We start from the raw sequence: 12,798 nt of genomic DNA on the forward strand, positions 1-12,798 counted from the left end.
AGAGGGTATATGAGTCTTTTTAAAACTAAAGAAGCTGGCATAGGAATTACACTTGTGATACTCATGATCGTGTTGGCATCCATGAGTCCGGTGTTTTTTACTTTTAATAATCTAATAGAGCTCATGCGAAACAATGTGGTTATTGCAATACTAGCTGCGGGTATGACATTGGTCATCATTACCGGAGGTATCGATGTATCAGTTGCTGCTATTACAGCGACTTGTACAGTGCTCGTTGGGAATTTTTTAATACATATTAGTGACAGCGTTTTCTTAGTTTTAATTGCGTCGGCGTTACTAGGAACATTATTGGGGGCGATAAATGGATTTTTTGTTGCCAAAATTAAAATTCCCCCAATTGTCATAACTTTAGGTACGATGTCCGTATTTACAGGTTTTACAATGTATATCACTGGTGGTGTATGGATTACAAAAATTCCTCAGAGCTTTATAGATTTTGGAAGAATAAAGATCTTGAACATTCCAATCCAGTTATACTTCTTACTCGTCATTGTGATTTTAACTTGGTTTATTTTAAAGTACATGAATATTGGTAGACATATATACGCTATTGGTGGAAATGTTACTTCTTCAATCCGTTCTGGGATTAAAATTGAACGAGTTCAAATGTTTGTTTATTCATATGTAGGGTTTCTAGCTGGGATTGCAGCTGTTGTGCATACATCTATCATGAGACAAGTTGACCCTAATGCCTTTTCATGGGTTGAGCTTCAAGTCATTGCAGCTGTTGTTATCGGAGGCGCAAGTATTCTGGGAGGAGTTGGAAGTGTATGGGGATCCTTACTCGGAGTCAGTTTGCTGGCGGTTTTAAGTAATGGATTGACACTAGCACATATTCCGAGTTTTTGGCACAAAATCATTGTTGGAACGATTATATTGTTAGCTGTAAGTTTTGACATTATAAAACGAAATAGAGATGAAGACAAATTAGCCAAAATTGATCCTTCACTTTAAATGGGAGGTATAGGGTGTGAAATATTTAACGATAGAAAACATTTTATTAGCTGTTTTCATTTTACTGTTTACCGTTTTTTCCTTAACTGCACCTGGCTTCTTAAGCGAAAGTAACTTAAGAGCTATGGCCTTTCAGTTACCGGAGTTTGGTCTAATCGCTTTAGGAATGATGGTCGTTATATTAACGAGTGGGATAGATTTATCTCTAACGTATACTTCAGCACTAGCTGGAATTGTGATTGCATTAGGTTTAACAGCAGGATTACCAATATTAGCAGCTATTCTATTAGGTTTAGGAGCAGCCATTCTTTGTGGATGTGTTAATGCCTTTTTCGTTTCAAATATCGGTGTGTCTCCTATTTTAGTCACAATTGGAACAATGATTTTATACGAAGGGGTTAGCATGCAAATTACAAAGGGTGGGGCGATCTCAGGATTTCCGGAACAGTTTTATGTATTTGGAAATGCCACTATAGGTGTCATCCCACTTCCGATTATCATCTTTGCAATTTTTGCAATCGTGACATATGTACTTTTGAACAATACACCATGGGGACGAAGTGTTTACATGATCGGAAGTAACCCGAAAGCTACGTTTTTTTCAGGTATTAATACTCGTAGGGTTTTATATTATGTTTATCTTTATGCTGCATTATTAGCTGCAATTGCGGGTTTGATTATGGCATCTCGATACAACTCTGCTAAGGTAGATTATGGCTCCTCCTATCTACTATTAAGTATTGCAGCGGTAGTTTTAGGGGGAACGAAAATACAAGGTGGATATGGAAAAGTCATGGGAACAGTACTTGGTGTTATGATTTTTCAAATTTTAACTAGTGCTCTCAATTTGTATGGTGTTTCTCCCCATATTGTTAATATCTTTATTGGTGGGATTTTAATCTTTGTACTAACTTTAAACTTCATCCTGAACAATGTTGGTCGAAAAAATGTTCCAAAAGTTATAAAAAGAGATACAGAAATAGAAGCATAGTTATTTATCTTCAAGCTTTTGCTTGGGGTATATATATAAATAAAAGGCAAAGGGGGAAAGTAGTCCTTATTTCTTTTAACATTTAAAGGGAGGGATTTTTTATGAAAAAAAGATTATTACTGCTAACAAGTCTATTCATTTTATCTTTAGCATTAATGGCCTGTTCCGATGATGCAGGTGGAACTGGTAATGGAGAAGACAACGATGGAGAATTTACGATTGCACTTGTTCCAAAATTAGTAGGTATTCCGTATTTTAACGCAACAGAAACAGGAGCTGAAAAAGCAGGAGAAGATCTTGGTATAAATGTTATTTATACTGGACCAACAGAGCCTGACGCAGCCCAACAAGTTAAAGTAATTGAAGATTTAATTAGTCGGGGTGTTGATGCGATTGCTGTAGCACCAAACGATCCCGCAGCTTTAACACCAGTATTAAAAAGGGCAAGAGATGAAGGCATCCTTGTGCTAGATTGGGATACACCCGCTGAGAAAGAGGTAGTTGACATCGGTGTACACCAAATTGATGATGAAGAGTATGCTAAGCATATTTTTGATAGCTTAGTAGAAGCGATGGGAACAGATACTGGCGACTTCGCAATTATTACAGGTGGTCTATCTGCAGCAAATATTAATAACTGGATTGATACTGGACTCGATTATGCAAAAAGTGAATATCCTGGATTAAATCTAGTAACTGAACGGGTTCCTTCTGATGAGAAACAACAAGTTGCATATCAGAAAGGCCTTGAGTTAATTTCCGCATATCCTGATTTAAAAGGGATTATTGGCTATAGTACACCTGCACCATTAGGGGCTGCTCAGGCTGTACAAGAAAGAGGATTACAAGATGAAATCGCAGTAGTCGGTACGGCATTACCTACTGACTCCTTACCATATTTAGAAGATGGATCTTTAGATAAAGCAATCTTATGGGATCCTGAGGCATTAGGTTATTTAACAATTGTAATCGCTAACATGGTATTAAATGGTGAAACACCAGAAGATGGCCAAGAAATTGATAATATCGGACCTATTACCGTTACAGACGGCGGTGACAAGGTTATCCTAGGTCCTCCTACAGACTTTACGAAAGATAATGCTGCAGACTTCGACTTTTAAAAACATGAGAAGGCTGGATACATATCCAGCCTTCTCATTAATTAATTCTCTTGTGAGTGTTTTATAAGAATTAAAGCTATTAGAAGAGAGTTAATTAATATATACAATTTAAGGAGGTTATTATTTATGAAATTAGGAATTCATGCTTATGCTTGGTGCTCAGAATGGACAAATGATCAATTGGATTTAATTAACTACACGAAGTCACTCGGTTTAGATTTCATTGAGATTCCGTTAATGACATTAGACTCTTTTGACCCTATTAAAGTGAAACAACGGTTAGAAGAGTTGAATTTTGAGGCCGTAACTTCAACGGTTTTACTTGAGGGTACAGACATTACAAGTGATGATGAAAACGTTAGAGCAAACGGAATTGATTATTTAAAGCGCTGTGTTAAAGCAACCCACGATATGGGGGCTACAAGTTTTTCAGGTGTTATTTATTCAGAACATGTAAAACCAGCAAAAAAAAGACCTGACACGACCGTATGGGAACATTCCGCTAAGTCACTTAAAGAAGTTGCGAAGTATGCTCAAGATTTCGGAGTTACGATTGGTTTAGAACCAGTAAATCGTTATGAAACATATTTAATCAATACAGCAGACCAAGCTGTGAAACTGAAAGAGATGATTGATGAGCCGAATATAAGGATTCACCTCGATACTTATCATATGAATATAGAAGAAAAGAGCTTTTATGAAGCAACGAAAACAGCGGGAGATGACTTAGTTCATTATCATCTTTGTGAAAATGATAGAGGAATTCCGGGTACAGGTTTAGTCAATTGGGATGACATCTTCAAAGCTTTAGGAGAAATGAATTATAGTGGCTATGCAGCACTCGAATCGTTTGTAGACGTAACAGATAATATGAATACATGGGTGTGGAGACAGTTAGCCCCTAATGGTGAAACGTTAGTAAAGGAAGGCATTTCCTTCATTAAAAGTTTACAAAAAAAGTATAATCTAGATTAAAAAAGTAGTAGATGGGAGGATTATGCATATGATGGATCAGGCCTATCAACTGTTTGAGAAACAACAAGAAGAACGTGGCATTAATTTAAATGATGTTAAGAAAAAACTACTAGATTTAAAAATAGAAACACCGTCATGGGGTTACGGTGATTCTGGAACGAGGTTTAAAGTGTTCCAACAAGAGGGAGTGCCAAGGGACCCATATGAAAAACTAGCTGATGCTGCACAAGTACATAAATATACTGGGGCTGCACCTTCAGTTGCCATTCACATTCCTTGGGATCGTGTTGATGATTACAGTTCGTTGAAAAATTATGCAAATGATTTAGGTTTGACAATAGGTGCAGTTAATCCTAATTTATTCCAAGATGATGACTATAAATATGGTAGTGTAACAAATGTTCATTCGAAAATACGAAAAAAAGCTGTCGGGCAAATGATAGAATGTATTCAAATTATGCGTGAAGTAGGGTCTAAAGATTTAAGTTTATGGTTTGCAGATGGAACGAATTATCCTGGTCAAGGGAATTTTCGTCTACGGAAAAAGTGGATGGAGGAATCCTTAACGGAAGTATATCGTCAACTTGATGAAGACCATAGAATGCTTATAGAATATAAATTCTTTGAACCAGCCTTTTACCATACAGATTTACCTGATTGGGGCACAGCTTTTAATCTGTCTATGAAACTTGGACCAAAAGCACAAGTTTTAGTAGATACTGGGCATCATCCATTAGCAACGAACATTGAGTATATCGTATCCTACTTATTAGAAGAGAATAGACTGGGTGGTTTTCATTTTAACAGTAGGAAGTACGCGGATGACGACCTAATTGTAGCAGCACATAACCCCTATGAGTTGTTTTTAATTTTCCATCAAATTGTTGAGGCGTTACATGATGAAACAAAAGATGTTGTCCAAAATGCCCAGAGTATTGCCTACATGTTGGATCAATGCCATAACCTAGAACCGAAAATTCCAGCAATGATTCGATCGATTACAAATGTTCAAACATTGTATGCAAAAGCTTTGCTAGTTAACCGCAATCGTCTTCATCAAGCTCAACAAGAACAGAATGTATTAGCGGCTGAACATGAATTAAGAAGGGCTTTTGATGTCGATGTGACACCTCTACTTTATGCAATAAGGGAAGAAAAGGGAGTTCCTGTAGATCCAGTAAATGCCTATTTAAATAGCTCGTACCCACAAGAAATAGTAAAGCGGGGTAAAGGCGGTGCTAGTTGGTGAAAGTTTTAGCAATCGACCTAGGTGCAAGTAGCGGTAAAATATTGCTAGGTAAACTAGAAAACGATTGTATAAATATTACCGAAGTACACCGTTTTGACAATACCCCCGTTAAAGCAGGCAAACAATTATATTGGGATATATTACGTATTTATCATGAAATTAAAATCGGTTTAAAAAAGGCGTTTCATGAAGAGAAATCAATAGAGAGTATTGCAATCGATTCTTGGGCAATAGACTTTGGATTACTAGACGAGAACGGCCTTCTTTTAGGGAATCCATTACACTATCGTGATCACCATACAGATGGTGCGATTGAAGAAGTCACGTCAATTGTTGGCGCAAAGGAACTCTATGAAAAAACAGGAATTCAATTCATACAAATTAATACAATATACCAATTATACGCACTGCAAAAAAATCAATCACGAATATTAAAAGAGGCAACATCTCTTTTAATGATTCCAGATTTAATCCGCTATTTTTTAACAGGTAAAAAATATAATGAGTTTACGAATGTAACGACGACTCAACTTTATAATCCTGTAACCAACAAATGGAATAAGGACATAATGGAGCAGTTGAATATACCAACCCAAATCTTTAACAATCCGTTAGTAAAGCCAGGAACTCATGTTGGAGATATATCAGAAGACGTTGTGAAAGAGCTGAACATCCCTAAAACAAAAGTTCTTGCGATTGGTGAACATGATACCGCATCCGCTGTCGCAGGCGTTCCTAGTACACATAAAGATTTTATTTATTTGAGCTGTGGTACTTGGTCGTTAATGGGAACAGAAGTTGATGAACCGTATATAAATGAAGCAACATATCAGGCGAATTTTACGAATGAGGGTGGAATAGAAGATACGTTTCGATTATTGAAAAATATTATGGGACTATGGATTGTCCAAGAATGCAAACGGATATGGGACCTCGAAGGGAATCAGTTCGACTATCGTCAATTAGTTTTAGATGCTAAAAATGCAACACCCTTTCGGTCACTTATTAACCCTGATGATGAGCGATTTTTTAATCCCCTAAATATGATTAAAGAAATTCAGTCATTTTGTCAGGAAACAGAACAACCGATTCCAGAAACCGTTGGTCAGATTGTTCGATGTATATTAGAAAGTTTGGCTTTTAAATACCGATACACTTATGAAAAAATATCTTCTATTACAAACAAAGAATATGAAGGTCTATATATAGTCGGCGGCGGAATTCAAAACGAGTTGTTATGCCAATTTACTGCCAATGCACTTGGAAAATCGGCTTGGGTAGGACCTCAAGAAGCTACATCATACGGGAATATAGCTATGCAGTTCATAGCAAATAACCATATTAAAGATTTAGATGTAGCACGTAAAATGATTAGAAATTCAATTCGCGTAAAGACATACATACCTTCAGACTTTGATATATGGGATTCTCATTATCGATCATTCTGTAACAAGTATTTAAAATAGTTCTTTTTTTCGTGTGGAGGTCTGATGTTATGGCAAAAAAGAACCCTTATTTAGAAGGGCTTTTGGCAAATGATCGACAACAAGAAGTATCAAAGATAGTCAATCAATCTGGGTCAATACGTGTAACACAATTAAGTCGGTTATTTGGAGTAACAGAAGAAACAATCCGAAGGGACCTAGAAAAACTAGAGTCAGAGGGGAAATTGAAGCGTATCCATGGTGGTGCTATATCGTTAGATGATACTTCAAGGGAACTTCCATTAGATGATCGGACCACGCTAAATATAGATAAGAAACATGCCATTGCAAAAAAGGCTTCTCATTTTATACATGATGGTGATATTATTGCCGTAGATTCCAGTACTACTTGCTTTGAGCTAATTAAGGTAATAAAACATAAACATATAACATTGTTAACGAACAGTTTATTAGCTCTGTTAGAGTTAAGAAATAATGATAATGTAACGGTATTTTGTACTGGTGGTTATTATCATAATGATCATCATGCTTTTTTAGGACATTCAGCAGAGAACGCCATTACAGATCATAGTATTGGGAAACTATTCTTATCCTGTAAAGCGTTAGATCCTAAGTGGGGGATAAGCGAAAGCCATGAACAGCAGGCTATGATGAAGCGAGAGTTTTTGAATGTTGCGGAGGAAATATATTTATTAGTTGATAGTACAAAAGTAAACTATAAAGCTTTAGTTAGAACGTCTAAATTAGATCAAATTCATTTCATTATCACTGATGAAGCGATTTCCGCCGACACCATTCAAAAAATAGAAGAACAAGGTGTAGAAGTGATTGTGGCCTCCCACTAAATTGTAAAACACAAAGTCTAACATATTGATTTTTATTTCAAAACCGTAACAATGCATAGTTACGGTTTTTTTATGAAATTTTGGAAAAAAGCAGCTTTGTTTTACGTACGCTTTGCAAAACAGAAAAAATTATAAAAAGACAGATTTGTTCGTACGTGTTAACATATATAACATACATCTAGAAGAAATTTGGTGAATTATGAAGAAAATATACTTTTTATTATTATTTGTCATGTTAATGTGGGGGTTAAATGTCTCCGCACTTAAAGTACTTGTTGAAAACATTGATCCCATTTTGCTAACTTCATTCCGGATCTTCACTGCCGGTGTAGTGGTCATCATCATTAGTGTAGCAATGGGTATTTTTCGCCTACCTACGGGAAAAGAATTTACAATAATTCTCTATATAACAGTTTTTAACGTTATTATCCATCATCTCTCTCTCGCATCTGGTATAAAACTTACCACAGGCGTTAATGCAGGATTAATTATTGGATTAAATCCATTATTGACGATGGTATTATCAATTCTTTTCTTAAAAAACAAGGTAACACCTCTGCGTGTGATTGGATTTGTATTAGGTTTTGTTGGAGTTGCGATAACAACTTTATCCAGCTCTGGAGAAATATCGGGTATATCTCTTGGCGATATATTAGTCTTTGTAGGTATTCTAGTTCAAGCTATAAGCTTTATTCTCATTAGCAAGTATAACCCTGCTTTTGATCCGAGACTGTTAACGGGTTACATGTTAATAATTGGGTCAATATTTATCTTTGGCCTAAGTTTAATATTAGGAAGGCAAGTCTCCGAAATGACAAGTCTATTTGATTGGAAATTAGGATCTGTATTTTTATTTAGTGCGATATTGTGTACTGCATGTGGTCACATGATTTATAATTTTGCCATAAAGAATGTAGGACCAGCAGAAACGGCAATTTTTATTAATTTAAGCACATTTTTTGCTCTATTAGGAGCCGTTATCTTTTTAGGAGAAAAGGTAACATTTTATAACATCGTTGGTTTAGTCTTTATTTTATTTGGTGTATTTTCTGGTACTGGAGCATTAGAGTATATTTTAAGTAAAAACAAGAGTAATAGTGGAAAATTAAAAGTGTCGGAAGTTAGTTAACGAAAAGAACTAGGTATGTTAACGGTTCAGTAATGGGATAGAAAATATACAATAATATGCTATTTAGGGGATACAAATCGCAACTGATTTCGTATCCCATTTTTTATTGATTTAACAGTGTTTATTCCCTTTTATATAGTTGAATAGCACATAAAAAAACACGATACACTTCAAAAAATAAAAGCCAAACCACTAAAATGTTCGTCTAATAAGCGAAAGATAATTAAGGAGGTAGCTACTGATTGTTAAATTTAGTAAGGAAAGCTCAAAAAGGTAATGATAGAGCGTTTTTAGCTTTATTTCAGGAATATGAACAAGATATTTTTAGAATGGCTTTTGTATATGTGAAAAACCAAAACGATGCACTCGATGTAGCTTATTACTCGTGGTGTCAAAGTAGATGGCTTAACTGGATTATAGAAAATCAGTTCCACTTGGCAGGGAAGGTAATATAACTCGAACAATCAGAAGCTAAACAAGAAACAAGCTCTCCTACTTCTGTTAATTTAACAGGGACTACTTTTAATATATGAGGTGGAAAGTCTCGCGGATAATAAATTAAGTCAGAAGATTAATGAATGTCGTTTTTTTTTGGAATATATAGTAGTATAATACATTAATTTCCTGTAAAATTTATTAATTATAGGCGTTCATTTTTGCAAAGAGGTGATAATGTGTTGGACTTTAATGGTAGGTGAACGGGTTATTCACTTAATTGATGAAATGCCAAAACATCAGTTTATATCTATGCATGATCATGCAGAGATCATGAAGATCAGTACAGAACTATATTAAGAAATGTAATGATAATCTAACAGGAATCGCTTCAGTAGTAAATAAAAGAGGAAAAGGATTTATATGACAGATAGAAAACGAAAACTTATTTTAAGAGTTTATGAAAGAAGTATATAATTTACCGATTATAGTGATGCCCAATGAAGGAATTCAACTCATTGGTGACAACCGTTTCTTCATTTACATTTTTGACACTTTGTATAAAACATACCTACTAGATGAAGACGTGGAGGAAGAGATAAGAGAAATCAGTGCTAAACATGACTTTGAATCTACTAAACTAGCAAGAATTGAACATTTCGTCGTAATCATATTGGATGTCTTTAAATGGCTATCCCTTTCAACTAGAAGAAGATAAATACAAAAAACTAATCGGGATACAAGATTATCGTATTATCGTACAGGACTATGCAGCAGCTATTGAACGAACGCTCCCAGTGAAAATACCAAATGAAGAAATATTGTTTTTGACACTTCCAATTGCAGGAAGGAGAGGGCAAATAACGTTAAAAGTTGATGGGTCAACGAGTCCGGAGTTACCTGGTTCCCTATATTTAGAGAATACAGAGATTCAAGATGTGAACATCGGAGATCAAATTCGGGTTGTTACCCCGTAATTTGATAAAATATAAATAATGAGGTGAAAAAATGCGATTATTTATTGATTCATCCAATGTTTCTCAAATCAAATCGTTAAATGAATATTTTCCGATTGATGGAGTAACAACAAACCCTAGTATTATCGTTAAGGAGCAAAAGCCTTTTTTGCCACTTCTAAAGGAGATTCGGAATGTTATAGGGGAGGATAAACTACTATTCGTTCAAACGTTATCAACGAGAGCAGAAGATATTATTGAAGAAGCCCGGTATATTCATGATACATTACGTGGTAATCTAGTCGTGAAAATTCCGGTAACAAAGGAAGGAATCAAAGCGATAAAGACGTTGAGTCAAGAAAATATCCATACGTTAGCTACTACAGTCTATACCCCCATGAATGCTTATGTTGCCGCCAAAGCAGGTGCGAATTATGTTGCTCCGTATGTGAATCGAATTGACAATTTAACGGGAGATGGAATTCGTGTTGTATATGAAATTATGGCTATTTTCCAAAAGTTTAATTTTTCTTGCGAAGTATTAGCTGCAAGCTTTAAAAATGTACAACAAATAAAGGAAGTAAGTTTAACCGGGGCACATGGCGTTACAGTCTCACCTGATTTAATTGAAGCATTTCTATCAAACCCGCCTATAAAAGAAAATGTGGAACAGTTTAGAAATGAGTGGATTCAGTTGTATGGAGAGGAAAATGCCACATTGCTTGAAGGGAAACGTAAAGATGATTAAAGCGGTTGTTTTCGATTTTGACGGGTTAATTATTGATACTGAATTTGCTCTATATGAGAGTTTTTGTAACGTGTTAAATGTCGAGGAAAGGGAAATGCCAATTGGAGAATATGCAACTTTCATCGGAACGGATTCAACTGACTTATTAGATTATATTGTGCGTAAATCCAACAAGAGGCTGACGAAAGAGGACATTGTTGAGAAAACGAATCGTATACATAGACAAAAACTAGAATATCCAGTAGCCCGAGATGGGGTAGAAGACTACTTGAAAACCGCAAAGGACTTAGGGTTAAAAATTGGATTGGCATCAAGCTCTAACCGGAAATGGGTCACATCATTTCTTGAACACCTAGGTTTTATAAAGTATTTTGATGTCATCCAAACAAGTGATGATGTTGAAATGGTAAAACCTGATCCGGCCCTATACCGGAACGTAATCAAAGCGTTCGGTATAAAACCGAGTGAAGCCATAGCTTTTGAAGACTCTGCCAACGGTTTAAAGGCAGCCATCGGGGCCGGGCTAAATTGTGTAATCGTGCCAAATAAAGTTACGAAAAATCTTGAATTCGAAGGCTATCACTTACGATTAAACAGTATGAAAGATAAAAGTCTTAAAGAGGTCATAACGAACTTCAATATACAGTAAACATATTTTCTTAGAGGTCAAATTCAATATTTGACCTCTAGTTTTGTTTGGATGTATATTAATCATCAAAAAATTCATTAAGCAAACGTTTCTGAACGGAATTGTTTTCTTGATAAGGAATTTCATCGTCTTCAGTTGGTTTCTGTTCGTCAAAGTTTGTTCTTGCAGCGATACGTGGACTATCATTAGATTCCCTTATGAAGCGATCATCTAAGGAATCAAAGTCAGGCAATTTATTTTTCCGCTCCTTATCGGTCATACAAAATCCTCCTTCCACATTTTTGGTTAGGTTCACACTTAACCATAGTAATTATTCTCGTATAAATGCGCACTGTAATTCTCTCCGTTTCTACAGCCAATTCCGACTTTTATTTTATTTAAATAAACCTCTCATACAGAACCTCGTTTGGAGAATAATATGATAGTGGTAAATAAAAAGGAAATAACAATTCAAGGGTGATTGTATGAAATATAAAATTGAATTATCCTATCAAACACCGAAAGGGACAGAGGTGTCTTTCACTTCTGATGGATTGCGTGCAGCTGAAGCCCTTCTAATTGCAGAGGATTTAGAAAAAACAGGTCGAGCAAAAAGCATTCTGTTCGTCGATAGTGATGAAAATTCATGGACGGTGAAAGACTTAAAAGGTTTTATGGAGGAAATCCAAACAGACCCCCACAATGTAACTGTATATTTTGATGGGGGATTTGACAGACGAACAAAATCTTCCGGATTGGGATGTGCAATTTATTATGAACAAAACGGTAAATCATATCGTTTACGAAAAAATGCTCTTGTCGAAGAACTAAATACGAATAATGAAGCAGAATTTGCTGCTATTCATCTTGGGATAAGGGAGCTGGAACTGTTAGGTGTTCATCATTTACCTGTTACATTTATCGGTGATTCACTAGTCGTTATAAACCAATTGGAAGGGGAATGGGCTTGTTATGAAGAAGCATTATCGAAATGGATAGATCGAATTGAAAAACAATTAAACCAACTTGGCATAAAACCCGAATACGAGCTTGTTTCCCGCAAGAAGAACAGGGAGGCCGATCAATTGGCATCACAAGCATTAAACGGTATAGAGATTACGAGTACTATTGAAATTCAATAAATGAACACTTGATGATAGAAGACTCTTCTTTTGCTATATGTATAAAAAATGTTTACAGGGAGAGGGATGTTAGGAAAGGGATATAATAAAAAAATAGATCGATAAGGAAAAAATTTAATTCTGTAATCCGATGATTACAGTTTTTTATTTTCTCAATCT

Annotated in this window: 15 protein-coding genes and 1 pseudogene; 15 read left to right on the forward strand and 1 reads right to left on the reverse strand. The window is 35.6% G+C overall.

The window, feature by feature from the left end; all coding sequences use genetic code 11:
* Positions 1–9: 9 nt before the first annotated feature.
* From NLW78_RS02355 to NLW78_RS02415, 14 genes and pseudogenes are all read left to right on the forward strand, one after another.
* Entirely contained in the window at positions 10–975 is a 966-nt protein-coding gene (locus NLW78_RS02355; protein ID WP_254495131.1) for an ABC transporter permease, read from the forward strand.
* Positions 976–991: 16 nt separating this feature from the next.
* A complete protein-coding gene (locus tag NLW78_RS02360; RefSeq protein WP_254495134.1) occupies positions 992–1,966 on the forward strand; it encodes an ABC transporter permease in 975 nt (324 codons plus the stop codon).
* Positions 1,967–2,067: 101 nt separating this feature from the next.
* On the forward strand, positions 2,068–3,087 hold the full coding sequence (locus tag NLW78_RS02365) for an autoinducer 2 ABC transporter substrate-binding protein (protein ID WP_254495137.1): 1,020 nt from the start codon (positions 2,068–2,070) through the stop codon (positions 3,085–3,087).
* Positions 3,088–3,213: 126 nt separating this feature from the next.
* On the forward strand, positions 3,214–4,062 hold the full coding sequence (locus NLW78_RS02370; protein WP_254495140.1) for a sugar phosphate isomerase/epimerase family protein: 849 nt from the start codon (positions 3,214–3,216) through the stop codon (positions 4,060–4,062).
* 28 nt (positions 4,063–4,090) lie between these two features.
* Positions 4,091–5,311 carry an L-rhamnose isomerase gene (rhaI, locus tag NLW78_RS02375; RefSeq protein WP_254495143.1) on the forward strand — a complete coding sequence of 407 codons (1,221 nt, stop codon included), beginning with the start codon at positions 4,091–4,093 and terminating at the stop codon, positions 5,309–5,311.
* Positions 5,308–6,777, forward strand: a complete 1,470-nt coding sequence (gene rhaB, locus NLW78_RS02380) for a rhamnulokinase (protein ID WP_254496079.1) — start codon at positions 5,308–5,310, stop codon at positions 6,775–6,777. The genes rhaI and rhaB overlap by 4 nt, the downstream gene beginning before the upstream one ends.
* A gap of 29 nt (positions 6,778–6,806) precedes the next feature.
* Positions 6,807–7,601 carry a DeoR/GlpR family DNA-binding transcription regulator gene (locus NLW78_RS02385; RefSeq protein WP_254495148.1) on the forward strand — a complete coding sequence of 265 codons (795 nt, stop codon included), beginning with the start codon at positions 6,807–6,809 and terminating at the stop codon, positions 7,599–7,601.
* A gap of 199 nt (positions 7,602–7,800) precedes the next feature.
* Positions 7,801–8,730 (forward strand): DMT family transporter, encoded by a 930-nt coding sequence (locus NLW78_RS02390; RefSeq protein ID WP_254495151.1) that lies wholly within the window; start codon positions 7,801–7,803, stop codon positions 8,728–8,730.
* Between the two features lie 242 nt (positions 8,731–8,972).
* A pseudogene (locus tag NLW78_RS02395) lies at positions 8,973–9,104 on the forward strand (RNA polymerase); the annotation flags it as partial.
* A gap of 298 nt (positions 9,105–9,402) precedes the next feature.
* Positions 9,403–9,525 (forward strand): hypothetical protein, encoded by a 123-nt coding sequence (locus NLW78_RS15525; protein WP_302328403.1) that lies wholly within the window; start codon positions 9,403–9,405, stop codon positions 9,523–9,525.
* Between the two features lie 100 nt (positions 9,526–9,625).
* Positions 9,626–9,883: a hypothetical protein gene (locus NLW78_RS02400; protein WP_254495154.1), complete on the forward strand. Its 258-nt coding sequence runs from the start codon at positions 9,626–9,628 to the stop codon at positions 9,881–9,883.
* Positions 9,843–10,142, forward strand: a complete 300-nt coding sequence (locus tag NLW78_RS02405; RefSeq protein ID WP_254495157.1) for a PTS glucitol/sorbitol transporter subunit IIA family protein — start codon at positions 9,843–9,845, stop codon at positions 10,140–10,142. Before NLW78_RS02400 ends, NLW78_RS02405 begins: the two co-directional genes overlap by 41 nt.
* A 31-nt stretch (positions 10,143–10,173) precedes the next feature.
* Positions 10,174–10,869: a transaldolase family protein gene (locus tag NLW78_RS02410; RefSeq protein ID WP_254495160.1), complete on the forward strand. Its 696-nt coding sequence runs from the start codon at positions 10,174–10,176 to the stop codon at positions 10,867–10,869.
* Positions 10,862–11,518: an HAD family hydrolase gene (locus NLW78_RS02415; RefSeq protein ID WP_254495163.1), complete on the forward strand. Its 657-nt coding sequence runs from the start codon at positions 10,862–10,864 to the stop codon at positions 11,516–11,518. Before NLW78_RS02410 ends, NLW78_RS02415 begins: the two co-directional genes overlap by 8 nt.
* Before the next feature lie 58 nt (positions 11,519–11,576).
* On the opposite strand, the gene NLW78_RS02420 is transcribed toward NLW78_RS02415, so the two are convergent.
* On the reverse strand, positions 11,577–11,777 hold the full coding sequence (locus tag NLW78_RS02420) for a hypothetical protein (RefSeq protein WP_254495166.1): 201 nt from the start codon (positions 11,775–11,777) through the stop codon (positions 11,577–11,579).
* Positions 11,778–11,982: 205 nt separating this feature from the next.
* Between NLW78_RS02420 and NLW78_RS02425 the strand changes: the two genes are divergently transcribed.
* Positions 11,983–12,639 (forward strand): ribonuclease H family protein, encoded by a 657-nt coding sequence (locus NLW78_RS02425; protein WP_254495168.1) that lies wholly within the window; start codon positions 11,983–11,985, stop codon positions 12,637–12,639.
* Positions 12,640–12,798 lie beyond the last annotated feature (159 nt).

The sequence above is a fragment of the Salirhabdus salicampi genome, assembly GCF_024259515.1.
In the GTDB taxonomy this organism is placed as follows: Bacteria; Bacillota; Bacilli; order Bacillales; family Alkalibacillaceae; genus Salirhabdus_A; species Salirhabdus_A salicampi.